Origin of the sequence: Paraburkholderia sp. WS6 (genome assembly GCF_030464835.1) — a bacterium.
Classification (GTDB): domain Bacteria; phylum Pseudomonadota; class Gammaproteobacteria; order Burkholderiales; family Burkholderiaceae; genus Paraburkholderia; species Paraburkholderia madseniana.
In genome coordinates this window covers 13,307-37,209 of record NZ_JALQCK010000037.1, presented here as the reverse complement: position 1 = coordinate 37,209, position 23,903 = coordinate 13,307, and the positions used below count along the sequence as shown (strand labels likewise).

Here is a 23,903-nt window from a genome sequence, read left to right as displayed (position 1 = left end):
GGCCGGCATCGGTGTGGGCCGGGGGCGTGAAACCCGTGTCGTCGCGTGCCGATTGCGCGGAGGCGTGCCGATCGGGTAGGGTGACGCCATCATCATTCACTCAACGAGGAAAAAACGATGAACAAGCAGGAACTGGTGGATGCAGTCGCCGCGAAGACCGGCGCAACCAAGGCGGTCGCCGCTGACACGCTCGATGCGCTGATCGCCACCATCACGGCGGCCGTCACGAAGGGCGACACCGTGCAGTTAATCGGCTTCGGCTCGTTTTCGACGGGCGCGCGCGCCGCGCGGGTCGGCCGCAACCCGGCGACCGGCGCCGAGATCCAGATCCCTGCGGCGAAGACCGTCAAGTTCACGGCGGGCAAGGCATTCAAGGATGCGGTGAACGGCGGCTGAGACCAGGCACAAGCCATCGGCCGGGTTCCTCCCGGCCGTACCCAGCCGGCCACGTCGCCCCTACCGTTGGGCGGCGACAGGGAGTGGACGTGAATGCGCATGGAGCCTGGACCTGGGCAAGTCGGCCTGGTAGCATCGGTGGCGAGATGCCGCGATGTACCGCGGTCCCTGCGATTCGCTGCATATCTATATAGACAGCCGTATGGAAAAGAAACGATCGCGGACCCGGCGCGAAACCTCGTGCCCAACGATCGGTGCGTTACTGCGCTACCGGACGCGCATCGTGCGCGTCATTGCGGAAGCCCGCGGGCAACGCGCGATGATTGAGTCACTTGATACGACGGGCAGGACCTTCGTGAGCACGGTGAAGTGGGTCAGCTTGCGTGAGCTGGGTAATCAGCTTTTCTAGTTCGGCACTGCGTTCAGACGACTGGGCTTCGAGCCTCAGGCTGATTGCGCCAAACTGAACTTCCTGTTGCAATGCAGTACGGTTGCCATAACCTTGACGCGGATGACGCATTCGCGTCAGTGTGGATGCGGATTTATGCCTCTTCTATACTGACGCGCATAACAGTCGAGGGAACCCCATGAGGCGTGTGATCGTCCGGCGGTCATCAGTTCACGGCAGGGGCGTGTTCGCAATAAAACCGCTCGTGGCGGGCGAGCGCGTGCTGCAGTACAAAGGTCAAATCACGTCGTGGCGCAATGCGGTGCGCCGTCACCAGCGCGAAGGTGTCGAAGGCCATACGTTTCTTTTCGGGCTGTCGGATGGGCGTGTGATCGACGGCAGCCGTGACGGCAACAGCGCGCGCTGGCTCAATCACGCGTGCGCACCCAACTGCGAAACCGTCGAGGATAGTGGAAGGATTTTCATTCATGCGCTGCGGGCAATCGAGCCGGGCGAAGAACTGTTCATTGAATATCTACTGGCGATTGACGATCCTGCGAGTGAAGAGGTTCGGGCCCAGTACGCCTGCCGGTGTGCGGCATCGGGCTGCCGTCAGTCGATGCTGGCGGACGCAGCGTGAACAGGGCGGCGCAGGAGGGAGAATGCAGCGTTGCTCTCCCGCAAAGCGGACTCGTCCCGAAGCAGGCGAATGATGGTTTTGTCCGGATCGGGGGGGCGGTGGTTTTTCATCTCGATGTGCTGAAATCACCGCTGCCAAAGGGAGATGCATCTGGCGGTACTCCCGGCGCAAACCCGAAGAAACAGATGTCGCTGGATCTTGACGATTTGTGGTGACGTCGACGCCAACGCGTGTCGTCGACAGATACAGGGGAGCGGCCTTATGCAGAAGCGGAAGTACGCGCGAAAGAGGGCAGGGGAAGCAGGTCTGCCAGAACTGATGGACCGGCTTGAACTGGCATTGTCTGGGATGCCCGCTCGCACGTCTGTCTGCAAAGCCCTGTCCGATCTCAACGAGCGTCTCGGCTCGGCCAGCGAGAAAGCCGGAATGCGAACAAGTCGATCCACAACTCCGCGGCGTCGGCGCCAGACCGTCGTCGAATCTTTGCCACTGTTTTCGTGAGCGTCGCGCGGACGCGCGACTGGCATTGAGTCCCGTGTCGGTAGGCTAGCCGATGTGCTTGACGCCATCCACCAGACCCGATGACGCATCCAGCCAACGCGCGCCTACTTACGACAAAAGGCCAGTGCGTTGGCCGAATGATGTTGCTTTCGTTTGCGCTCCGAGTCAGCCTTTTCCCCGCATCGATTCAACCCGGCGTAGATCTGCTCGCGTTCTCAGCCCGCGGTATGAAATCGGCTTAGCGTGGTTTAAATTCCGTTTTCTGAAGCCACCCCTGCTACGGAATCGACCCGTCGGGCGATACCTACGAAGGTCTGAGGCTCGCGCAAGACAGCAGCGCGCCCTAGCATGTCACTCGCGACGTCGTGGGCGCTGGGGCAGGTCGGAGATCGTCTGCGCGTGGCGTACCGGCTTCTGTCGACGGACCTCGACGCGCAGAGCGAAACCAGCGCTATCATCCGCACCGTACAGAAAAGCACCGCGCCCGGCGCCCTGACGACGCATGGGCTTGAATTCGACCAGCTCGACCCGGCGCAGCAGATGTTGATGAAATCCTTCGTCTTCGACCGGCAGGACGATGCACTGTACTGGTCCCACAGGGCAAAGTAACGTCAGCGAAACGGGATTGACCGGCAGCCCGGGCGTCAACGCGGTTCAGCTGTGACGGCATCACGTCTGGCGCAGCACCGCTTTCACCTGTCTGTACGGGCGCGTGCACCGCAACCCATTGCGACGCTCCGTCACATGATCAGATCTTCCGGTCTGAGTCTGAGCGCCCCCCTCTAGGGAGCCATTGACGTCCCGGAGCTGAATTTGCGTGCTGACGCACAATCGTCTGACAAAAAGTCAAAAAAATTACTAAGATGAGAATTCGAGGATGGCGGAATACGCCCAGCCATCCAGCAGACTCGCACTTGAAACTGTTTGATTTGCCGAATCCGGCTCGCGCCGTCTGCGTGACAGTGGGCATTCATCCCGTTCCGGCGCCGTTGACCCTGTTCACTTGGGAGACGCACATGCTGAGCCCCCATGAATTCGCTACCTTGATGCTTGTCAAGGACGCCTCCGATCCGGCCGGACTGGATCGCGCGGAGCTGGACGCCTTGCTGGAGCACCAACTCGTCGCGCTGGAAACACTGGCGTCCGGAGGAGAGCGCTTTTCCGTCACCTGTGACGGGAATTCCATTCTCCAGGCCGTCGCCCGGATCAGCTGAACCACTGCCGCACCTGTCGTGCTGCCTGGGCAGAGGCAGTGGCGTCGGTTTGAGCCTGTCCGGACAAAGCGGTGCTGCGAGAAAGCCTTGCTTCAGCGGTTGTGCGGAAGATGGCGGGGCCGTCTGGAGGCCTTGCGAGGTCGGCCTTGCACGCGATGCGCACACTGTGGTTGATCTATTCCCGCGATCCTGCCGGCCCGTCTCCGGATCCTGTGTCGGATCGCCATTCAGGAGCTTCATGATGAGTCTGTTGACACCCGAACAAGTCGCTGCGGCCCAGCGCGCCAACCTCGGCATTCTCTCCGAGCTGACCAGTTAGTTTGTTGAGGGCACGGGGAAGCTCGCAGCGCTGCATCTGACAGCGATCAGGTCGACCCTGGCGGAAACCGGGGAGCACACGCTGAAAGCGCTTTCCGCCAACGGGCCGCATGAGTGGTTCGCGCTGCAGGCCGCCATCGCCACGCCGATGGCGGAAAAAGCGCAATCGTACAGTCGTCAGGTGCTCGAGATCGTCTCGTCTACGCAGGCCGAATGTGTGCGCATTGCGCAGACGTACTACGAGGCGTACAACGGCGGCGTGCAGGCGCTCGTCGAGGACACCGCCAGGAACGCGCCGGCGGGCTCCGAAGCCGCCATCGCGGCGTGGAAGTCGGCGATTACTACCACCAGTACACTGGTCGAAACGCTGCAGAAAACAGGCCGGCAAGCGGTACAACTCGCCGAAAGCAACTTTGAGACTGCGACGGCCGCGGCCTCGAAGGCCGCCCGACGCACCGCTGGGCAGGCGTCGGCTGGCGCGAAGCGGTAACGCCTGACGCGGGCTGCACGCCCGCGTCTGTGCGCAACGTCATGCTAAGGACGCCGATTGACATCGGCTCCGCTGAATGATTCCTGGGCGGGTGTCGTCGCTCTCCATATGAGTGCGGCGCGACACGCCTCCCCCGCGTCGACGAACCGACAACACGATACTAGCGGCAGAAGCGGCCGAATTGGAGCCATGCCCGATGGTACGGGCGATATCCAACGGCCTATTTCATCGCGTCGATGCAGCGCTCCGCGTCGAAACGAGCCTCTTCGATCGCCTGCTCCGGAGTTCCCGCAGGCTTCTCCGGGTTTTTCCAGTAGATGGGCGGTTTGGTCAACGTGTATGTCCAGTCCCACCTGCCGTCCTTTTGTTGGGTCACGTAAACGCTGTAGTTGACCTCGTTGTACGAGAAATTGTGGCTGGCCATGAAGGTTTCTCTCGGGTTTTTCGAGGAGTCCTAACATGAAGGAACTATCCGTAAGCCGGCTCTCCGGCGCAGGTGAATCAGTGCTGCCCCGCGTTCAGGAGCATCCAGATTGTCGCGCTGGCGGCCCGGTGAGAATGCGCGCAAATACGCCGCAGCAGGGGGGGCTGAACAAGGTTCATGATTATGTGCTGCAGCGCATAAGGCAGAGGATAAGCGCGTACTTTGTTCAGCCCCCTTATCCGACCGATCATGGCGCGTAAGTCCTCTCCTCGTTGCGGGCAGCACGAGGCGCGCATTCTCTAAAGAACGAACGTCCTGGAATGCTTGTTGCACCGCCTAACTTGTCCAGTGCGCAGACGCTGGGGAGGAAATATGTACGGCCATTCTTGCGAACCGTATCGGGGGCACGGCGTTTACGTCGAGGTAACGGAGAATCAATCCGTGTCGTTCAACGGTGCCGAGCGGCGTTACGCAGTCGCGTGGTACGTGTATAAGCGGGAGCCCTTCATCCAGGCAAACGTGATTGCACGTTTTGCCGAGTCGGTTGAATTTTTGTCCAGTGACGAGGCAGTGCGTTACGCAGAGGGGCGCGCGCATACGTTCGTCGATTGCTCACGCGTCATCTCGAGGGAGTGACGTCACCACGCACAAGTGATGTGTGGCTGCTCCAGGTGCATGTTACGGTGTATCCATATGATCTCGCCGCAGACGCGGAAAAGCCGGTTGCATGGGCGGTGGGAAATTTTTTCGCAACAACGTGATCTACCGCGCAGTGTGACGCACAGGTACTCCCTGATTATTGATAGCGCTGACTCACCAGTGGCTGTATGAAGAAGTGGTCGGGACAGCGGCGTTTTGCGCCCCCGGCATGAAAGTCCGATTTGAAGCCGGCGGAATGTCACCTGACGATGAGAGGAGTTCATCATGCTGCGGTGGATAGCCAGCTGGGCTGTACGCAACGCACTTACTCCGGAGAAGCAGGCCGAAAAAGCGTTGCGGGAATTGCGTCTGGAACTCTTCCAGGCTGAACAACGCATCCTTGACGCGCAGATGCACGCAGATTACTACCGAGCCCGTCTGGCCTTTTGTGAAGCGGTGTTGAAAGGCGGCATCGAGCAGGTAAGCGATCAGCGGAAGGAGCCGCAGACGGGCTGGCAGGCATTGAGGACAGGCCCCAAATTCACAGCGGCCCAATAGCCCAAACCGTTGTGTTGGCGGAGCGGCGACTCCTTCCAGATTTCGTCCTCCGCATCGCCCTCCTCGACGGCCTGCTGAATCCCCAGCTGACACACGCGTCCGGGGACGTCATAGGCCTTCGCTGCGGCGACGGCCTGTGCGATCTGCTCCCTCAGCGTGTCGAGAGGAACGAGCGCGGGCGTGACCAGTGAACCCTGCATTGCTTCTCCACGGCGTTGCTCTTCACTGCATGTTGCGCCGCAGAAAGTAGTCTGCTTGATCGGTTTAACCCGTGAGGCGCACTATGAAAGGTGCTGGCCGCATCCCCAGCCAAATCTTTGCGCGCATGTGGAGGGAAACATGTCCGAGCTCGATCAGAAGAGGGTCGTCGAGGTGCTAAACCAGATCCTCGAGTCAGAACTTGCCGGCGTTGTTCGTTACACACACTATTCATTCCTCGTATTCGGGTTCGGCCGCATTCCGATCGTTTCCTGGCTAAGAGAGCAGGCCGACGAGTCACTGCTTCATGCGCAGCAGGCCGGCGAATGGATTACAACGCTAGGGGCGTACCCATCCCTCGAAATTGGGCCGTTACTCGATTCCCACACGTTTGACATTGGCTCCATCCTCCGCGAATCGCTGGAAGCCGAGAAAGTTGCGCTGAGCCTTTACCGCGACCTGTTGGAACTGGTGCAGGATCAATCGGTCGCGCTCGAAGAATATGCGCGGCAGCTGATCCATGTAGAAGAGCTGCATGCTGGGGAGGTCGACAAGATGCTGCGGCGTCCGGGCGCAGTCGCGAAATCACGGGACGCTGTGCCTGACACCTAAGACTTCCCAAACTTTCAAGCGGCGTACCACCTTCGACGCCCCCTTCGTTGCGATATTGAATAGCGGTCGTGGGCCAAATTGCTGACTGGGAGCTGGCCGTTTCACGCCCTGAGACGGTCAGTCAGGGTTTTTCCGAGGGCAGAAGCCGCCGTATTTTCTATCGGCGGAAGAGGTTGCGAAACCTCGCTGCTACGGTTGCAACGGAATGACTTCTGGTGTCACCGTCGAGTGGCGCAGTGCGCCGGAGGGATCGGGAGCGGGGACGAAAGAGCACTGTGGCGAGGTGGCCCTGTAGGTCCGTGCCGAGCGCACAGGCGATGCGTGTCACCCGAAGTAGCCCGGCTACGAACATAATCTCCGATAATCAACTCTGTTGGTGTCGAGGCCATTCTTGAATGTCGTAGCGGCAGCCAAATAGAAATGTCGGGTTTTTGAACGCTGGCATGCTAGGCGGCCTGTTGCGAGATTTCGGAGTCGGCCATGTGTCCAACAGCACTGGTGACATTGAACATGCGAGAAGTCGACCGTCTGAATGTCATACAGGTATCTTGTCGGACCATGGTCGTCCATCTGGGCGGCGGAGCCATACTTAAAACTTCGAGTTGTATTTGACTCGCTTACGCGCACGGTGCTGCCCCTGACGAAAATTATTTCGTGTCTGCCAATTCATTGAATTTGCGCGACCGGCGTCAAGCGCCGAAACGATCAGGTCCCCGGAACGGCCTGGAAGATCATGATCGGCGTCTAAACCATCCCGTGAGCGACATGCGATCGCGCGTCGCAGGCAATACTTCATGCAGCATGTCGGCGGATAGAAACACTGCGATCCGGCTGCCGACTGGCAAGATGTCCTGCGTGCTCAAGCCCTCTGGATGTAGCCGCAACGCGCCGCCGTCCTCAGGCAGCCAGTCCGCATTCAGATAGACGATGACGGAAACCGTGCGGCTATCGTCATCGCGAAATCGATCGCGGTGTCGCTGATACGAAGCGCCCGGGGCGTAGTATGCGAAGTGGCTTTCGTATTCTTCGAGTCCCAGAAAGAGCCCGCGATTCAACGCAATACGCAGCATTTCCATGATCGCGAGATACTGGTCACGGGCTTCGGACTGGCCCGCCTCCAGCCACTGAATCCGGTCGCCGCGCACATCGGGCTGAAGCGAACGTGTCGCGCCCTGGCCGACAAGCGCCAATGTGAGCGTCCCGGCCGTCGCAAGAGCTGCACATTCCAACGCCAGCGCGAGCGTCAAATTCGGTGGAAAAAATTGTCCTGCTCCGACCAGCCATGGTCACGAATGGCATCCACGATACGTCGATGCTGTTCATCTCCGGGTGCATCGAAACGCGCCAGCGAGTGTGATCGGGTCACTGCTTGTTCCTTCGAACGAAGGTGCTGGGTGGAAATTCGAACGGCCGCCCGAGGCGGGTATCGGCAAGGGGGCTTGTGCTCAAGAAGGCAATACAGGATCCGCAGAGGCAGGTGGTATTCGTACACGGCGCCCGCAATTGCAGCGTGCATGCGATGCGTGACCGGCTGCGTGAGGGCGCTGCGGCGCATGCCAATTTTCATCTGGTGGTGTTTTACAACGAGCCGCTGCCCCAGGATACGCAGGGCCGTGACTACGATCACGCGGGTTTCGTCGACGTCAATCTGATCAAGAATTCGATCCTTTCGCTGTAGTAAATATTTCGCAATGTCGAGCTAAGGATAACCGCTTCAAATGGACGTTAGCCCATAAATACAATATTCAACTATAAACTCATCCAATGAAGCCAAATGGACTGGCATCATTACTTGAGTCATTGATTCAAACATTGGGGTGTAGTCCGGATCAGTCCATGGGCCTTGCCAGCCGGGCATCCACTGGGATCGGCGGTGGCGTTGTGGACGACGCCGCGCTGTCATGCAATATACATAAATATTCATCAGACAAAATGGTTGTGCCCATAAAAAGTATCCCGTATATTGCATTTAACAATTGAGCGGTTATGATGGCGTCTCCGTGATTCTATTTTTCGAATGATCGCTTTACGGAGGGGCGGCAGGAATATTTGCCGGGCATGCACGCTGGAGCGGGTAATTAATACTCCCCGCGCAGACAGACTAAATCGAGGAGACGATATGCTGAGTCCCCATGAATTCGCCGCCTTAATGCTCATCAAGGACGCGCCAGACCAGATTGGATTGGACCGCGCCGAGCTCGGCACTCTGTTCGAGCAGCAACTCATCTCACTGGAAAACCTCGCGTCAGGACACCCACGTCCCCAGGTCACAAACGACGGCGATTCCATTCTCAAGGCCGTCGGCCGGATGCGCTAGACATCTGTGGCGTCCATCTCACGGCCCTGAATGAAATCGCAGCGTTTGCTGTCCCCCATGTGCGACACAAGTGCCGCTGCACCATACGGCGAGCGCGCCGAAGCAACAGTCATGAACGAAGCGTCGCAGTTGGGGTTTAAGTTGTAGTGCCTGTTGATGTAACGACCGACCGAAGTCCTTGCGACGCATGCTGCCTGGCAGGCGTCCTTGCACTTCGATTTATCCATCATGACGATCCGCCGCAACACATCCGTTCGATCGGGGTTTCGCGCGCCGGACCGGATTTTGAGGAATTCAACAATGATTCTATCGAGTCCCGAGCAAGTCGCCGCCGCGAAGGCCAACCTCGACGCGTTCTTCGGGTTGACCGGAAAGGTCTTTGAAGGCATCGAGAAACTGGTCGCGCTGAACCTGCAGGTCGTCAGGTCCACGCTCGCCGAGGCGCAGGAGAACGTGACGAAGGTGCCTGGCACGACAGACCCGCAGCAGTGGTTCGCGCTGCAAGCAGGTTTCACCGGACCCTTCGCGGAAAAATCGCTGTCATACAGCCGGCAAGTGTTCGACATCGCGTCGACCACTCAGGCTGAAGTCACGCAATTCGCACAGGCGCACTACGATCGGTATAACGATCGCGTGCAGACACTCGTCGAGGAAGCGGCGAAGCATGGTCCCGCAGGTTCTGAAGCCGCGATCGCTGCGTGGAAATCAGCGATCGCCGCCACCACGACCCTGTACGAAACGCTGCAGAAAACGGGACAACAGGCCGTGCAGGTTGCCGGGAGTAATTTTGATGCACTCACAGCTTCAGCGTCAAAGGCCGTGCGAAGCAACTCCGGACAGGCTCCCGTAGCAGCGGGCGCGAAGCGTTAGAACTGGCGCGGGCAGCGATGCCCGCGGTATGGTTTCTGTAATATATAAAGGATTCCTTATGGATAGGGGATCCCGCCTTCCGGTACATCCAATTCATGGACTGAAGGCAGTGTTGCTCCAGATGAGCATGACGCCAGCTTTTATGAGGACGATTCGATGGCAAAGCAGATCGCGGTGGTGACGGGTGGAATGGGCGGACTTGGCGAAGCGATCAGCATCAAGCTGCATGACGCCGGCTATGCGGTCGTGGTTACCTGTTCGCCGGGCAACACCGGTGCGAACGAGTGGCTCGCACGGATGGAAGCACAGGGACGACAATTCCGCGCGTACGCAGTCGACGTCGCCGACTACGACTCGTGCGAAAGATGCGCGGCGCATATCAAAGCTGAAGTCGGAGCGGTCGACATCCTGATCAACAACGCCGGCATCACGCGCGACGCCAGCTTCAGGAAGCTCGACAAGATCAATTGGGACGCGGTAATCCGGACCAACCTCGATTCGGTGTTCAACATGACGAAGCCGGTGTGCGACAGCATGGTCGAGCGTGGCTGGGGCCGCATCATCAACGTGTCGTCGATCATCGGCTCCAAGGGCGGCTTCGGCCAGACCAACTATGCGGCGGCCAAGGCCGGCATGCATGGTTTCACGAAATCGCTGGCGCTTGAGGTGGCGAAGAAGGGCGTCACCGTCAACACCATTTCGCCCGGCTATATCGCGACGAAGATGGTGATGGCGGTGCCCGAGGACATCCGCGAGACGAAGATCATTCCGCAGATTCCGGTCGGCCGGCTCGGAGAGCCCGACGAAGTCGCCGCACTCGTGCTGTACCTGTGCTCGCGCGAAGCGGGTTTCGTGACCGGTGCCAACATTGCAATCAACGGGGGGCAACACCTGCAGTGAAGCCGATAGTTCTGCTATGGAGGTTGCGATGAGTGAAGCAGTGGCAATCGTTGTGGGTTCGTTCGTGCTGGCGATGGCACCCGTGTTCGTCGCCGCTCACTATTACCGGGAGCAATTGCGTCGGAAACGGCTCAGACAGCTGGATCACCACCACTACTGGCCGCACTGGAGCAACGCCCGGCATTGAACTACTGCGCTCGCTATCCTGTTGTTGCGGTATCGAGGGTGATCGCATCGTTGCCTGAATGGATGGGCACCTGAGTTCCATCAGCAAACGTGCACTGGCAACACCTATGCGATGGTTGCCGCCGTTTCGTACGCCATGGCGGTAAACATCGATTCGCGCGACGATGAAACGGCGATATCTTGTGACCGGGCTGCCGCGCTCTCAGGCGCGGTGGCCACCCTCGGATTCTGCTGGTCCTCTCAACCAGCAGAACCCCCTGAGCCAAGGCTTCACCGCCTTGGCTTTTTTTGTGCGCCCGGCATGGACGCACTCTTGTGGGTGCAAGGCGATGTAAGAAACGGACGATTTCAGTTCTCCGGATGCTTCCACATGCCGGGGCCGACTGTGGAAGTTCGACGCAGGCTGGGTCCGACCAAATCGGTTCGACATCGAACTTCCGGGCTCGGCCAGGAGCCGCCGGTGGCTGATCGCGGAATGCACACCTCCGAATGTCCGGAATTCTTCAGATGCTGTTGAAAAAGTCGCTGCACGGCGTTTTCAGTCCGCCGATGAAAAAATCGACCTCTCAGATCAACCTATAAACCGCTCGCGAACGTCGGTGAAGGGTAAGGACCCCTGAGAATCTCGTGAGAGAGACGGTCAGCGACTTTTTCGACAGGTAATCTTTGAACTGCTGGCGTCAGGGCAGCGGCGACCAAGCATCACACTACAGGGCCGCGCCGTCCTGAACGCTGTAGCGAGAATTCGTTAAGCGATGTCCGCGCACCGCTGTGACGCGGTTCGTTCGATGAGAATGGACTGCGCGGGCAGGAAATCAGCCCTGCAATGAAGGCAACCGGTCGGCAACCGCGGATCGGACGTAATGAAGGAGACTGCGATGGGCGAATCGTGAATCGGGATTGTGATCAGTACGTTCGCGCTAGTGTTCGCAGCGACCGCTGTAGTCAGTCACTATCGTCGCGAACATCGGCGTGCTCAGTAACTCAGCAACCTGGACCATCACGACTGTTGTCGCTGGACCCGGTCCCGACGGTGACGGTTTCGCGGACGATGAATCGGTGAGGTGGAGTCCAGCATCGCCCGCTTCCCATATGAAATTCCAACGCTTGTCAGGTCGTCAACGCGGGAACGTCTACCGACGTTCAGAGACTGACAGCGACCACACGCCGGGCCGGGTACATTCACGGCGCGAGCGTGTCATCTACGACCCGCTGTCCGGCGCTGAACCCTGCCATCAGCGCGTCGGCTTCCGTCGTGAAGGGCTGCTGCTGATCTGCCGTCAGGCGTATCGGCGCAACCATCGGGCGAGTAGATCCCGCCGTTCGAATATGTACAACAGCTATAAAGCCGCGTGGTGGCACCAACGTGACGTTTCCGGACGTTTCCCACACCGTTTCAAGGTCCACCGCGATCTCGAAGCCTTTATAGGCATAGATTCTTTTCATTGATGCACTCGATTCGCGGTCTTGGGGCGCCGCAATTCTATGCCAGTCAGATCGTCAACGCAGGCGGTGTCCGCTGCGTTGACGGCCCGCCTGCCCGAACCGATTCGCAAATGTCGAGACGCGAAGCGATCTGACAATCCTCATCGTTTCCAGACGGACCGTCACGCCCGCTGAAATAGTTCCAGCGGGTCGGGTGGGCTATCAGGGAATATCTTGGCCTGACCAATCCACCATCAAGGTGATTGCCTTAAAAGACGCGGCTCGATTACATGAGCAAGCTTCTCCAACGCGAGGCGAGGGTTCCCGTCGTCGAGAAGCCGTCTAGAAATGGCAATTGCTTCTTCATCGAAGGCATCAAGCACAAGAAGCCGCTCAGCATGGTCGATCAGGTCAAGCACTTTCCCGCAGAGATCGCCTGAATACTGACCGTGCACAGCCGCAAGCGCTTGCGACCGCAACTCGGACAGGCGTTGCCCTAGGTCTGACGCCGTAGTCGGTTGAAAGTCCCATGCCATGTTCGCCTCCGTTGATGCCATACCATCGTACCGCACCCGCTCTGGGCGCGTTTCACGTAACAATCTCTACCGCCATACGGCCTAGGTGGATCGCCACCGGCAATGCCACGCCCGCAACAGGGCTGTGGCTGATCGCGCCTACCAGCAGACAGTGGTCGTGTTGTTCAGGTTGATGACCTCAACGCCCCTCAACGGGCCCCATTCCGCTGCACCTACGGTTTTTGTTGGAGAGTTCGCTCCTGGATCCTCGCAGAAGAAGCCGCCAGACTCCGGGGAGTTTATAGTCCGCGTACCTTGTTCATACCCCTACCCTCGGCACTATTGCATCGGCATAAGCAGACGACCACGATGATCATCATCGGGTATGCCACGAGGTGAAGACGCATCACCATTGGGAAACCCGCTGCGAGTGATGCAGTTTGGCCAGGTCGCCCCGCCTTCAGCGGGGCTTTCAACTCTGGCTGCGCCATCAACGCTTATGGTGCAGCCAGTCCCGCATGGGATGCGGGTCCAGCGAGCGGAATTGCTGATTGCTGTGGTGTGCGTGTCTGTAGTGCTCTGCTACCAATATCGCAGCCATGATCAGCGCGATCATCCCAAACAGCACCCCCGTCATCGACCCGGCCATGGCAGCCTCCTTGCCAGGTCGCCAGCATGCTTGCATTTTAGGCGATGCGCTCGTGGAAACCGGCGTTTTGCGTTGTCCCTTTCATTTCGGAACACGTGGTGTTACCCGTCGATTGGTACGTCGAACTGCGTCCGGCAACCTGGGCATTTGAATGGCTCGAAGTTACCTTGCGTCGGCAATGCTGCGAGCGGCTGCTCCTCGCCGGCGAGGTAGCAGACCGGGCACGGAAACGCGTCGTGCGATCGAAGTCGGGGCCACCGGTCGACGAACCGCTGAAGATCGATAGGCTGGGTGCCGTTCGCCTCGAGGTGGTCAAGAAGCACGTGGAACAGGGCGGGGTTTTGCATTGAGACCTCCGCAGCGATTTTCAGCCATCGTAGCATCTGGCACCAATGTGCGGCTGGTAGTCCAGGAGTTCCGCACGCAAGCCACGCCGGATGTTCAGTGCTAGTGTAGTGGTGGGGATTTTCCCCAGTCATCGGGAGAACGAGATGCCGTCAGACCCCGCCACAAGACCTGCCGAGCCACCTGCGACGCGAGACAAGCCGCTCCCTGGCGCGGCGCCGCAGACCGAGTCATCTGCACCGGACGCAGATAAAGACGAGCCGGTCCCGCATGAGCGCCCGCCAGTCCGATCAGACGACAACTGACTTTTCACCGCGCCCGCGGCTTGACGTCGCCCGGATGCGCGCTGCGTAGCTGAACTGCGCGTTGCGAGGTCACGCGGAAGGCTCATATTCGTATTCGCTCTCAACCACGAATCGAGGAAGGCATGTCAGAACAGGTTCGAGTCATTTGGGGCCGTTTTGACAAACTAGCCGCCAACGCACAGTTGTCACGGATCGCCGTATGGAAGAAGGAGCCACTTGATGATCGGCGCATAGGTGCCAGCACAGGAACGGCGTAATGAGCCAGTCGATGATCGCCGTAATGGCACCACCCGACGATCGACGTAGAGGCGTCACCTGCGCCTTGTAGCAGGACGCGGTTCGAACTTTCCGCGCCGGGTACGCTTCGCTCTTTTGAAGGGGGCTCCCAGGGCCAACCGGAGGTTCAAATTGTTTGAGGACCGCCAGGTCCTTGTCCACATGCAGCAAGGCGATTCCGACCGCGACATCGCGCTTCCGGCTGATGGGCCGCAGGAAGCGCACCGCTGTGAGGCGCGTTGCCCAGGAGTTCGGCTTGGCTGGCTCGATCCAGCGCAGCCGCTGCCGGAAGACCCCGTGATCGCCCGAGAGTTCGGCCGCACGCCGCGCCTGCGTGTCGACGACGGACTGCCAAAAACGAGCAACAGCATCACCAACGACGAGTTTTCGGGATTGACAACCGGAAGCCAAGCCATCTGTCGGCGCTTCACGACGCGCTTGCTTACCCCTGGTGACGCCAACGGGACACATTCCGCGCAGCGCTGCGTCCAACCTATAATGATTGTGTTGGACGACCACTCTGTTGGGTCTTGATGCAATGAGTGGCTACCCGCACGAAAGCGGCGGAGATGGGCATGCGCTTCGAAGCATTTTCCTTTGGTTGCATCCGTATTGATGGCGTCACCTACCAGCATGACGTGGTGATCGACCACGGGCAGGTTCGCAAACGCAAGAAGAAGCCATCCAAGGCGTTCCGTGAGACCTTTGGGCACACACCGCTGTCAGTGGCGGAGGACATCCCCTGGAAATGCCGGCGGCTGGTAATTGGCACCGGCACGGGAGCGTTACCGGTGATGGAAGAGGTGAAGCACGAGGCCGAGCGTCGGCAAGTCGAACTGGTTATCCTGCCGACGGCAGAAGCCATCGCCAGACTGAAGGAGCATGCCGACGAGACCAACGCGATTCTGCATGTCACGTGCTAGGTCATTTGGCGCCGTGTGAATTTACATTGAAACTGAGCAGCATTTAGCATGTCAGGCGAGCCCGTCCATCACGGGTCACGCGGTCAGCCGTCTCGAAATCCGATCCGTCGACGTTGGGCCAGTCCTCAACAGCAAGAAGCGCCGTATGCTGCTCGCCTTCCATCGCCAGTTCACGTACGCGACGCACCAGCGCCCGCTGATGAGGATCGCCTCGAGCGGAAAGTGGAGTCGCTTCAGTGCGCCCCGGGTGGCTCTCATCGTTTGGCCGACAGCCCGACTGAAACGCCACAGGTCGCCAGAACGCCTTGTCGCGAAGCGCCTGGCGGGCGACCTTGTCTCGGCGCTTTTGCAGCAGGGTGGCGGGCAGCCCCGTTATAGCCAACGTCAGCGCGGATGGCAAGACGTTGTGGCTGTCCGGCCGGTTCGACGACGTGGTCTACGCGATCGACACGACGACCGGCGCGGTCAAGTCCATTCCGGTTGGGATGGAGCCGCACGGACTCACAGTCTGGCCGCAGCCCGGGCGTTATTCGCGGGACAACACCGGGAATATGCGTTAGCCGGCGACTCGCGACGTCGTGCAAGAGCCCTCTCGCAAGGAGGCCAAAGCGGTACGCCGTTGCCTTCACTGCAGATTCCATCGCGCTCAGACCCCGATCGAACACTGTCGCGCGATCGGGTCGTTGCCGCCTTTGATTTCGACGGCACCATCACCACGTCCGACAGCCTCCGTGATTTTGTGCATTACACGGTCGGCAGTCCGCGATTGATCTATGGCGCGATTTACGCGGCGCCTTGGATGGCTGGCATGCTGATCGACACGTGCGACCGAGGCACCGCGAAGGCGCATTTTCTTGCCGCGACGATCGGCGCCATGACCCGGCGCAAACTGGAAGACGCGGCGCAGCAATACGTGGCTCAGAGATTGCCGAAGCTCATTCGGCCTGAAATGGCCGCGCGAGTCCAGGAGCATAAGCGCCGTGGCCATCAACTCGTGCTGGTCAGCGCGTCGCCTGCGCTCTACCTGAAGGGCTGGGCTACGGCTGCGGGATTCGACGCGGTACTGGCAACCGAGCTCGAATTTCATGACGACCGTTTTTCTGGTCACCTGGCTTCCCCGAATTGCTGGGGACCGGAAAAAGTGCGGAGACTGCAACAATGGTTCCGCGGCGATCAGCCTCGAGTGCTCTATGCCTATGGCGATAGTCAAGGTGACCGGGAAATGCTCGCGCTTGCCGACCATGCATGGCTGCGCGGCCACGGTGAAATGCCTCCCATCGATGCATAGCGGGAAGCGCAGCGTATTAGTCCCGGCATTCCCCCTTAACGTACAAAAAAGTCCGTTCTTGAGGCCCCCCTTTCTTCGGTATGCGCAGGCTTATCGGCCCGACGCCGCGGCGCTAAACTGGGAACATAGCTTTAAAAGGGAGAACGTCATGCGTCTCGTCAACTGGAACATTCAGTGGGGACGCGGTGTGGATGGCCGCGTCGACCTAGCTCGCATCGTGCGCGAAGCACGGGCGCTGTGCGATTTCGACATTCTTTGTCTTCAGGAAGTCACGCGCGGATTTCATGCGGGACCGGCGCGGGGCGGACTGGCAGGTGGCCCGTCAGCCGATCAGTTCGCCGAGCTCGCCGGGTTGCTGCCGCAAGCGAGCGTGATCGATGCGATCGGCTCCGATCTTCCGCCTGTCGGGGCCGCGCGAGATCGGCGTCAGTTCGGCAATGCCATCGTGAGCAGGTTGCCTGTCAGGCAGGTGCTGCGTCATTCGCTGCCGTGGCTGGCCGACCCCGCCAAGCCGTCGATGCTGCGTGTCGCGCTCGAAGCGGTGATCGAAACCGATGTCGGTCCGTTGCGTGTCATCAGCACGCATCTTGAGTTCTACTCCGAAGCACAACGGCTGGCGCAAGTGACGAGGCTGCACGAATTGCACAAGGAAGCGTGCGACCATGCCCGCCGTCCGGCCAAAGCGGAAAAGCTGAACGGTCCGTTCGCCGACACCGCGCGCCCGATGAGCGCAATCGTATGCGGCGATTTCAACAGCGCGTTCGGGGATTCTGCTTATTGCCGAATGCTCGAGCCGATTGCCGGCGCGCCCGCCTTCGCCGACGCGTGGACCTGCTGCGCGCACCCGGGCGCCGCGCGCGCCGCGACGGTCGGTCTGTACGATCACTTGCAATGGCCCGACGGGCCGTTCGCATGCGATTTTATTTTTGTCACCGAGGATCTGAAGCCGCGCATCGCAGATTGCGACGTGGACCAGAATAGCCGCTCATCCGATCATCAGCCGCTGTGGCTCGATTTGCGCTGATCCACAAGCTCAATCTGCTTTGGCCACGAATTTCCCACTCATCCGTTATCACCCTTGTGCCCGTCATTCCCACGAGCCTTCATTACACCAGATTCGGATCCCGTCGCCCGCGCGGCTCTCGCCGCCTGAAGCCGATTTTTCGCCTTAGCCGACTTCACGGCGGCTTCCCTTCCAGGCCATGCCGCCACGCCGGTCGCTAAAAGAAGCAGCGCGCCACCGAGGGCAAAACCCGTAGACCAAAATAAATCTGTCACAACTTCGCAAGTAAAACTGTCACCCATTGAAAGGCTCAGGTTTACCCACAGTTTTACTGGGCATGCTATCCGCTTTGCCTGAAGAGTTGATACATCTTCGTAATTTCGTGCAGGACGAGAAATCCGCGCCATATGACGGTCGGTCCTGGTGGCCGGTCATGCTTGCGATTCAGGTAGCCGCCGAGCATGCCTATCCACAATATGGTTTGCTGCAGCGTTGGAACCTGCTCTGGCAGTTGCGTCGTTCGGTGGGTGTGGCAATACAGCGCCTGCCATTGAACCGGTTGCAGCAATACTTCGCAGCACAGCTCCGTATCGGTTCGCGCGAGCAGTGTTGCATACAGGATGTGCCACGCGATGACGGCAAACAGAGCAGTAGCTCTCAAAAACCGGTCGAGCGTGCCGAACTGGCGCGCCTCGATGCGGCAGCCGCTTTTGAGCACAAGGTGCCACGTCTCGATGGTCCAGCGCCGCGCGTACCAGGCCAGCCGTTCGAGAACTTCATCAAGCGAGGTTGTGGGCACCGAACTCAGCAGCATCCATTCAAGCGGTTCAACGCCGTGCGGGGGATTATCTTCAATGGCGTGAATCGCAAAGACGTCGACCTCAGGCAGGCTGCGGCGGCTCGCGCGCACCCTTGGAGAGCGCAGTCGCACGCTCGCACAACGCAACGTCAGCCGCGCTGTGCGCTGAGGAAGTTTGCCTGGATCTGGTGCAAATAGGTGGCGTAGCCGAGATGTATCTTATAGATATGGACACCTTATCGATTGAACAGAACAAGATTCCAGGCGGAGGGTGCAGCGATGTCCTCGAGCGCGAAAGCGGAGAGGTCGAACTGCCTCTTGCGAATGCGATGTATCAACTCGATGCCTGAAATCGTGGTCGCGGCACTCCTGAAACGTTTGAACCCGAGCATCATGTTCGTTCTGGACTTGATGTGACGATGGTCCTGTTCGATCAAATTATTGAGGTACTTCGAAGACCGCACCTCCGTGTCCTCGGGCAGCAGGCCACCAGTCTTCATCTCACGCACGGCCCGATGCGAGGCGGCATACCCATCGAGCGTGACCGTCGCTGGTGACCGGCCCTGATGTTTGATTGCCTTGCTGAAAAAGGATTTTGCCGCAGCCACATCGCGCTTTGCCCTGAGCATGAAGTCTACCGTCTGGCCGACCCGATCCACCGCCCGATATAGATAAACCCATTTGCCACGGATCTTCAGGTACGTCCCGTCAACCCGCCACGACCGTCCCGCAGGTGTTGCGAAACGCTTCCAGCGCTTGACGAACTCGGGCGTATAGCGCTGCACCCAACGCAGGATCGTCGTGTGGGCAAGTGACAACCCTCGCTCAGCCATCATCTCGACGAGATCGCGCCGGCTGAGCTTGTAGCGCAGATACCAGCGCACACAAAGAATGATCACGTCACGGTCAAAGTGACGGCCGGCGAACAGCCCGTCCAGACTCTTCAGCTTGCTCATCGCGGGCCCTCAAATCGGTCAGGCCGACACTCTAACCGATTCGTTGATCGCTATTTGCACCACAGCCACAACAGTTACCTTCCGCAGGTCGCCGGTCGAATTTCCGCGTAATTTCCCGGGCGCTCGGGTAGGTTAGGGTTCGCGTGGTGCTTCGGCGTCTATCTGAGACCGTCCGATGCACGAGCTTGCCTGCTCGACCCTACCGTAAATCGTCCCGTTTGGTAACAGAGTTTCCAGCATGCCACGCATCGCACACCGGGATGCCCCTGCCATAATTGAAACGAGTCTGTGTGAATCAGGGCAACGATTTTCGAAGGGCAGCCACTCATGGATCAAAAACCGCAGCGACGAGAGAGCAGGATGTGGCGTATTGAGTTGACCAGGTTCGACGAATTCGCTCGAGGAGGTGATGACGTGCGGATGGTCAGGACAGACGACGCAGTGCAACTCGGGGCGTTGTTTTTTACAGCCTTTAAGGGCACGACCGATGACCTTCAGCAAACCGAAGCGGACTACCGCGCAAAAGCAAACGCGCTTTTCGAAGGTCTCTATGGCGATTGCATCCTCGCCGCATCATCGGTTGTCGAGCGTGATGGCGAATTGCTGTCGGCCTGCGTTGTTACTGGTTACGAACCGTACGACTGCCCGCTTATCGCGATCGAGGCGACCAGGCCCTCAATGCAGGGAAATGGCATCGCACGCCGCCTGGTCAAGGCATCCCTGAGGAACCTTGTCATTGCTGGCCATAGCGCGTGTCGCGCGATGATCACCGTGGGGAACGGGCCCTCGGAACGGCTCTTCGAGCGTTGTGGTTTCGTGCCACGAGACATCGCGCCCCCGGGATGCGGACAATAGACTCACGACCGTGAACAACGGAGCTGTTTGTGTTCTGACGCCGGAAAAGGTCGGCTACTGCTTGTCGCAACCGTCCCGGTTCGGGCCAGGAGCGGGACGCGGCCAAGTGGTATGGACTTGCCCCTGCATGACCGGACACACAGTCACGTTTAGGTTGGTGAATTAGCTCGCTGGCGAAACTCGCGTGGCGAATGATATTTCAATGCGCTGTGTGGAGGCGACTCGTTGTAATGGTCGAACGCGATGGCCAGATTTTGCAGCGTCGTCGGGCATCCGGCTTGGGCATCCACGAAACGTAATCCCGCCTCATGGTTTTCACGAAGCTCTCGGCCAGCCACTCATTAAAGGCCGTCCGTAGTAAGTCCGTCGGGATGGATGCCATCAATGATCGATCGCCCTTCAACAAAGCCAGCCTGTTCCGCCGCTTCGGCCGACAGATACTCGGCTACAGGGTGAGAAAAGTTCATCCTTTGCCCGGCCACGCGAATGTCTGCTTCGGGACGAGCGACGTACCCAACGTACCCGAAAGGCACACCCGGAGGGTGTGGAGAGTATTCGGGAACCGCAAGGACACGAATCACGAAGCCCTTATGAGACGCGAATACTTCTTTGCCTTTCGCCATGTCCATCTCCACCGAGGTTTTTTTCGAGGAATCGCGGGCCGCTACGAATGCATTAGAGCCAAGACGCGCGACGAGCTCGCCGCGAGCATCAGACTGCTCTGCGATCAGCCTCTCTTCAGTAACGCCGAGAATTACATCGATAGCAGCCTGGCCGACTATCTCTGCAACAAGATAAGCCCAGCGACGAGAGAACGGCCCACCACGAACTTTTATGCGCTCGCCGATTGCCGCGACGCCCGGAGGTTTGGTGGTGCCTTCGATACGAAACCAGACGTCGAACATGTCCTTAGACGTGGATACCAACTCAACGTGAATTTCGAATCCACGATATTCGACCATTCGCTGCATGGAGATCTCCGGTTCCTGCTATGTGGGGACAGAATCGGGGCTTATTTGGTTGCGCTCGATGCCGGTCGACGCCACGAGTTTCGGACGCACCCGGCACCTCGCCTAGTCGGCGTAAACCCGCGACGCCGTTGAGCCGCTGTTACGCCTGGCTAAAGCGTTATCCAGCAGAGTTTTCGCTGCCATTACGGCGTTGATGCCAAGGGCCGATCTCCGGTGGATTGGCTTTGGAAACGTCTTGGGCGCGGGTCACGCTTCTTTCCGCAGTCGGCCCGTAGGCGCAACGGCACGCTGCACGCATTGGTCGGACAGGAATGGGGAGCCTCGCTCCAGGGCGCGCCCGGGGCGCGGCAGTCAGTTGCGGCTGCTTCCAGACCATCGCCCACGCTTCGGACGCTTCCAGTAACGTTCAGTTTTGGTGAGCGGTTTGCATCATGCCGTCGCTTCCATCGATCCCCAGCGGAAGTCGGAGCCGTCGACCCACGGCTTGTGCAGAATGACGGCAAGTTTGCGGGCCACGGCGACCACAGCCCGGCGATGACCTCGGCTCTTGGGGTTAAGTCACGATACGCGTTCGTCAACAGCTCAAACTACAGCCAAGCTGGTCCTCCCCCGATACAGACGATACGCATGCCCGTTCCGCGCGCGGATTCTGGCCTTTAATTTGGTCGATATTTAAGGTGTCAAACAATTGGCGTCTGGACGGGCGAGTGGGTATTCGCGGGCGATGGAGCGTGTCTCTCCAGAGCCGTCCGTCACGAAGACCCATAGACTGACAAGGTCTTGCAGACAGGTCTAGAATGAAATCAACGTACCCGTCGTACATCGAAATGCTTCTCCGGAAACGGGAAGCAGTTGGCGACGTGGCCAGGAATCCCCACGCAGGACGGTGTCCTTCACTGCATACGTGCCGATTCGATTTCGGTCTAATCAGGACCAAATAGGTCCTGATTAAAACGGGAGGTATTCCGATGTTGCGCATGAGCAAACTTGCGGACTATGGCACGGTGATCATGACCGCGATGGCGCGCGACCCGGGCGCCGTCCATAGCGCAAGCAGCATTGCAGCGGCGACCGGCGTCGCGATGCCTACGGTGTCAAAGGTGCTGAAAGTTCTGACGCGGGGCGGTGTGGTGGAGTCGCTGCGCGGGACGAACGGCGGTTACCTCCTGCCGCGGCCGCCCGAGCGGATCACGCTGGCGGAGGTGATCGCCGCGGTCGACGGCCCGATCGGGATCACCGAATGCAGCACGCGGCCTGGCTTGTGCATCCAGGAGGCGGTGTGCGCGGTGCGCGCCAACTGGCAGAAGGTCAATCGCGTGATCTACGAGGCGTTACGGCAGGTCACGCTGGCGGACATGGCGGGACCGACCTTGCGCGCGGTCGATATCAGCGCGATCCGTGCGCGCAGCATCCCCAGCCGCCGCGCGGGTGCGACGCCGCTGGCGCACAAAACGATTGACGGAGGCCATGCATGAGCGCATCTACAACCGGTTTCGACGAACTGATCAGTCGCGAATACCAGCATGGTTTTGTGACTGACCTGGCGGCCGACGCGTTGCCGAGCGGGTTGAGCGAGGACGTGGTCCGGCTCATTTCCGCAAAGAAAAACGAGCCGGCGTTCATGCTCGAATGGCGTCTCGCGGCCTATCGGCACTGGCTCACGATGACCGAGCCGCATTGGGCGACGGTCCGGCATCCGCCGATCGACTATCAGAGCATCGTCTATTATTCCGCGCCGATGGCGCAGAGGAATCGTCCGAAGAGTCTCGATGAAGTCGATCCGGAACTGCTGCGTACTTACGAAAAGCTGGGTGTGCCGCTGGAAGAACGCGAACTCCTGGCAGGCGTTGCGGTGGATGCGGTATTCGACAGCGTCTCGGTGGCGACGACGTTCCGCGAAAAGCTTGCGGAACTCGGCATTGTGTTCTGTTCGTTCTCGGACGCCGTGCAGCATCATCCCGAACTGGTGCAGAAGTATCTCGGCTCAGTGGTGCCGCACACCGATAATTTCTTCGCCGCGCTGAATTCCGCTGTGTTCAGCGACGGCTCGTTCTGCTATATCCCGCCGGACGTGCGCTGCCCGATGGAGCTGTCGACGTACTTTCGCATCAACGCGCAGAACACGGGTCAGTTCGAGCGCACGCTGATCGTCGCGGACAGAGGTGCGTACGTGAGCTATCTGGAAGGCTGCACCGCGCCGATGCGCGACGAAAATCAGCTGCATGCCGCGGTGGTCGAGTTGATCGCGCTGGAAGGGGCACAGATCCGCTATTCGACGGTGCAGAACTGGTATCCGGGCGATGCGTCGGGCAAGGGCGGCATCTACAACTTCGTAACCAAGCGTGGCGACTGCCGCGAGGCGAACTCGAAGATTTCGTGGACTCAGGTGGAAACCGGTTCGGCGATCACCTGGAAGTATCCGAGCGTGATCCTGCAGGGCGATGACTCGGTCGGTGAATTCTATTCGGTGGCGCTGACCAACCACTATCAACAGGCCGATACCGGGACGAAGATGGTTCACCTCGGCCGCAATACGCGCAGCACGATCCTGTCGAAAGGCATTTCAGCGGGCCGCGGAAAGAATGCGTATCGCGGCCTCGTGAAAGTCGGCCGTGCGGCCGAAGGTGCGCGCAATTACACACAATGTGACTCGCTGTTGCTTGGCGACCGTTGCAGCGCACACACGTTCCCCTATATCGAGGTCAAGAACCCGACCGCCAAGGTCGAACACGAAGCATCGACATCACGCATCGGCGAAGACCAGTTGTTCTATTGCCGGCAGCGCGGGTTGTCGCCAGAAGATGCGGTGTCGATGATCGTGAACGGCTTTTGCAAGGAAGTGTTCAAGGAACTGCCGATGGAGTTCGCCGTCGAGGCGCAGAAGCTGCTCGGCGTCAGCCTGGAAGGCAGTGTGGGCTAACCGTCTACGCCACGCCCACGAC

26 protein-coding genes and 8 pseudogenes are annotated in these 23,903 nt (G+C 59.5%); 23 read left to right on the top strand and 11 right to left on the bottom strand.

All coding sequences use genetic code 11. The features are described from left to right. Positions 1–105 precede the first annotated feature (105 nt). The 6 genes and pseudogenes from M0D64_RS33015 to phaP all read left to right on the top strand — a co-directional run. Positions 106–396: pseudogene (locus M0D64_RS33015) on the top strand (HU family DNA-binding protein); the annotation flags it as partial. Positions 397–598: 202 nt separating this feature from the next. After that, on the top strand, positions 599–805 hold the full coding sequence (locus tag M0D64_RS33010; RefSeq protein WP_266260895.1) for a hypothetical protein: 207 nt from the start codon (positions 599–601) through the stop codon (positions 803–805). Positions 806–983: 178 nt separating this feature from the next. Beyond that, the gene (locus M0D64_RS33005; protein ID WP_266260894.1) at positions 984–1,424 is read left to right on the top strand and encodes an SET domain-containing protein; all 441 of its coding nucleotides are present in this window, start codon (positions 984–986) and stop codon (positions 1,422–1,424) included. Between the two features lie 849 nt (positions 1,425–2,273). Next, a complete protein-coding gene (locus M0D64_RS33000; protein ID WP_266260893.1) occupies positions 2,274–2,534 on the top strand; it encodes a hypothetical protein in 261 nt (86 codons plus the stop codon). Between the two features lie 407 nt (positions 2,535–2,941). Beyond that, positions 2,942–3,139: a hypothetical protein gene (locus tag M0D64_RS32995; protein WP_266260937.1), complete on the top strand. Its 198-nt coding sequence runs from the start codon at positions 2,942–2,944 to the stop codon at positions 3,137–3,139. Between the two features lie 241 nt (positions 3,140–3,380). Next, positions 3,381–3,947, top strand: a pseudogene (gene phaP, locus M0D64_RS32990) (TIGR01841 family phasin). A 220-nt stretch (positions 3,948–4,167) separates the two neighbouring features. On the opposite strand, the gene M0D64_RS32985 reads toward phaP, so the two are convergent. Beyond that, complete coding sequence (locus M0D64_RS32985) at positions 4,168–4,371, bottom strand: hypothetical protein (RefSeq protein WP_266260892.1); 204 nt, start codon at positions 4,369–4,371, stop codon at positions 4,168–4,170. A gap of 35 nt (positions 4,372–4,406) precedes the next feature. On the opposite strand from M0D64_RS32985, the gene M0D64_RS32980 reads away from it, so the two are divergent. Together M0D64_RS32980 and M0D64_RS32975 are read left to right on the top strand one after the other, a co-directional pair. Next, a complete protein-coding gene (locus M0D64_RS32980) occupies positions 4,407–4,631 on the top strand; it encodes a hypothetical protein (RefSeq protein WP_266260891.1) in 225 nt (74 codons plus the stop codon). 112 nt (positions 4,632–4,743) lie between these two features. Next, positions 4,744–5,007, top strand: a complete 264-nt coding sequence (locus M0D64_RS32975) for a hypothetical protein (protein ID WP_266260890.1) — start codon at positions 4,744–4,746, stop codon at positions 5,005–5,007. Between the two features lie 491 nt (positions 5,008–5,498). Here M0D64_RS32975 and M0D64_RS32970 read toward each other — a convergent pair whose 3' ends face one another. After that, on the bottom strand, positions 5,499–5,768 hold the full coding sequence (locus tag M0D64_RS32970) for a hypothetical protein (protein WP_266260889.1): 270 nt from the start codon (positions 5,766–5,768) through the stop codon (positions 5,499–5,501). Between the two features lie 139 nt (positions 5,769–5,907). Between M0D64_RS32970 and M0D64_RS32965 the strand changes: the two genes are divergently transcribed. Beyond that, positions 5,908–6,378, top strand: a complete 471-nt coding sequence (locus M0D64_RS32965; protein ID WP_266260888.1) for a bacterioferritin — start codon at positions 5,908–5,910, stop codon at positions 6,376–6,378. Positions 6,379–7,109: 731 nt separating this feature from the next. On the opposite strand, the gene M0D64_RS32960 is transcribed toward M0D64_RS32965, so the two are convergent. Further along, positions 7,110–7,607, bottom strand: a complete 498-nt coding sequence (locus M0D64_RS32960) for a 2OG-Fe(II) oxygenase (RefSeq protein ID WP_266238972.1) — start codon at positions 7,605–7,607, stop codon at positions 7,110–7,112. Between the two features lie 212 nt (positions 7,608–7,819). Between M0D64_RS32960 and M0D64_RS32955 the strand changes: the two are divergent. The 5 genes and pseudogenes from M0D64_RS32955 to M0D64_RS32935 all read left to right on the top strand — a co-directional run. Continuing rightward, a pseudogene (locus tag M0D64_RS32955) lies at positions 7,820–8,047 on the top strand (nitric oxide dioxygenase); the annotation flags it as partial. 450 nt (positions 8,048–8,497) lie between these two features. Further along, on the top strand, positions 8,498–8,695 hold the full coding sequence (locus M0D64_RS32950) for a hypothetical protein (RefSeq protein WP_171925653.1): 198 nt from the start codon (positions 8,498–8,500) through the stop codon (positions 8,693–8,695). A gap of 300 nt (positions 8,696–8,995) precedes the next feature. Continuing rightward, positions 8,996–9,565, top strand: a complete 570-nt coding sequence (locus M0D64_RS32945; protein ID WP_266260887.1) for a phasin family protein — start codon at positions 8,996–8,998, stop codon at positions 9,563–9,565. A 156-nt stretch (positions 9,566–9,721) separates the two neighbouring features. Beyond that, a complete protein-coding gene (gene phbB / locus M0D64_RS32940; RefSeq protein ID WP_266260886.1) occupies positions 9,722–10,465 on the top strand; it encodes an acetoacetyl-CoA reductase in 744 nt (247 codons plus the stop codon). Positions 10,466–10,493: 28 nt separating this feature from the next. Next, entirely contained in the window at positions 10,494–10,652 is a 159-nt protein-coding gene (locus M0D64_RS32935; RefSeq protein ID WP_171925650.1) for a hypothetical protein, read from the top strand. Positions 10,653–11,833: 1,181 nt separating this feature from the next. Here M0D64_RS32935 and M0D64_RS32930 read toward each other — a convergent pair. Beyond that, complete coding sequence (locus tag M0D64_RS32930) at positions 11,834–12,097, bottom strand: hypothetical protein (protein ID WP_171925649.1); 264 nt, start codon at positions 12,095–12,097, stop codon at positions 11,834–11,836. Positions 12,098–12,366: 269 nt separating this feature from the next. Here M0D64_RS32930 and M0D64_RS32925 point away from each other — a divergent pair, with 269 nt between their 5' ends. Further along, positions 12,367–12,516: a hypothetical protein gene (locus M0D64_RS32925; protein WP_171925648.1), complete on the top strand. Its 150-nt coding sequence runs from the start codon at positions 12,367–12,369 to the stop codon at positions 12,514–12,516. A gap of 565 nt (positions 12,517–13,081) precedes the next feature. Here M0D64_RS32925 and M0D64_RS32920 read toward each other — a convergent pair. Continuing rightward, positions 13,082–13,240 carry a hypothetical protein gene (locus M0D64_RS32920; RefSeq protein ID WP_171925647.1) on the bottom strand — a complete coding sequence of 53 codons (159 nt, stop codon included), beginning with the start codon at positions 13,238–13,240 and terminating at the stop codon, positions 13,082–13,084. 101 nt (positions 13,241–13,341) lie between these two features. Next, positions 13,342–13,587, bottom strand: a complete 246-nt coding sequence (locus M0D64_RS32915) for a hypothetical protein (protein ID WP_266260885.1) — start codon at positions 13,585–13,587, stop codon at positions 13,342–13,344. Between the two features lie 711 nt (positions 13,588–14,298). On the opposite strand from M0D64_RS32915, the gene M0D64_RS32910 reads away from it, so the two are divergent. The 5 genes and pseudogenes from M0D64_RS32910 to M0D64_RS32890 all read left to right on the top strand — a co-directional run bounded on the left by M0D64_RS32910 (position 14,299) and on the right by M0D64_RS32890 (position 17,401). Further along, positions 14,299–14,700, top strand: a complete 402-nt coding sequence (locus tag M0D64_RS32910; RefSeq protein WP_233468733.1) for a hypothetical protein — start codon at positions 14,299–14,301, stop codon at positions 14,698–14,700. Positions 14,701–14,741: 41 nt separating this feature from the next. Beyond that, a complete protein-coding gene (locus M0D64_RS32905; protein WP_171925646.1) occupies positions 14,742–15,089 on the top strand; it encodes an MTH938/NDUFAF3 family protein in 348 nt (115 codons plus the stop codon). A gap of 362 nt (positions 15,090–15,451) precedes the next feature. Further along, positions 15,452–15,649: pseudogene (locus M0D64_RS32900) on the top strand (YncE family protein); the annotation flags it as partial. A 104-nt stretch (positions 15,650–15,753) separates the two neighbouring features. Then, positions 15,754–16,377, top strand: coding sequence for an HAD family hydrolase (locus M0D64_RS32895; RefSeq protein WP_266260936.1), 624 nt, complete (start codon positions 15,754–15,756; stop codon positions 16,375–16,377). A 148-nt stretch (positions 16,378–16,525) separates the two neighbouring features. Next, positions 16,526–17,401 (top strand): endonuclease/exonuclease/phosphatase family protein, encoded by an 876-nt coding sequence (locus M0D64_RS32890; RefSeq protein ID WP_266260884.1) that lies wholly within the window; start codon positions 16,526–16,528, stop codon positions 17,399–17,401. A gap of 319 nt (positions 17,402–17,720) precedes the next feature. On the opposite strand, the pseudogene M0D64_RS32885 reads toward M0D64_RS32890, so the two are convergent. Together M0D64_RS32885 and M0D64_RS32880 are read right to left on the bottom strand one after the other, a co-directional pair. Next, positions 17,721–18,338: pseudogene (locus M0D64_RS32885) on the bottom strand (IS4 family transposase); the annotation flags it as partial. 77 nt (positions 18,339–18,415) lie between these two features. Beyond that, positions 18,416–19,135: an IS6 family transposase gene (locus M0D64_RS32880; RefSeq protein ID WP_266260883.1), complete on the bottom strand. Its 720-nt coding sequence runs from the start codon at positions 19,133–19,135 to the stop codon at positions 18,416–18,418. Positions 19,136–19,462: 327 nt separating this feature from the next. Here M0D64_RS32880 and M0D64_RS32875 point away from each other — a divergent pair, with 327 nt between their 5' ends. Continuing rightward, positions 19,463–19,990: a GNAT family N-acetyltransferase gene (locus M0D64_RS32875; RefSeq protein ID WP_266260882.1), complete on the top strand. Its 528-nt coding sequence runs from the start codon at positions 19,463–19,465 to the stop codon at positions 19,988–19,990. A gap of 149 nt (positions 19,991–20,139) precedes the next feature. Here M0D64_RS32875 and M0D64_RS32870 read toward each other — a convergent pair. The 3 pseudogenes from M0D64_RS32870 to M0D64_RS32860 form a co-directional block, all read right to left on the bottom strand. Further along, positions 20,140–20,324 (bottom strand): annotated as a pseudogene (locus tag M0D64_RS32870) (integrase core domain-containing protein); the annotation flags it as partial. Between the two features lie 403 nt (positions 20,325–20,727). After that, positions 20,728–20,961: pseudogene (locus tag M0D64_RS32865) on the bottom strand (hypothetical protein); the annotation flags it as partial. A 429-nt stretch (positions 20,962–21,390) separates the two neighbouring features. Further along, a pseudogene (locus M0D64_RS32860) lies at positions 21,391–21,510 on the bottom strand (IS110 family transposase); the annotation flags it as partial. A gap of 419 nt (positions 21,511–21,929) precedes the next feature. Between M0D64_RS32860 and M0D64_RS32855 the strand changes: the two are divergent. Beyond that, the gene (locus M0D64_RS32855; RefSeq protein ID WP_266260881.1) at positions 21,930–22,436 is read left to right on the top strand and encodes an SUF system Fe-S cluster assembly regulator; all 507 of its coding nucleotides are present in this window, start codon (positions 21,930–21,932) and stop codon (positions 22,434–22,436) included. Next, positions 22,433–23,881, top strand: coding sequence for a Fe-S cluster assembly protein SufB (gene sufB, locus M0D64_RS32850; protein ID WP_266260880.1), 1,449 nt, complete (start codon positions 22,433–22,435; stop codon positions 23,879–23,881). The genes M0D64_RS32855 and sufB overlap by 4 nt, the downstream gene beginning before the upstream one ends. Positions 23,882–23,903 lie beyond the last annotated feature (22 nt).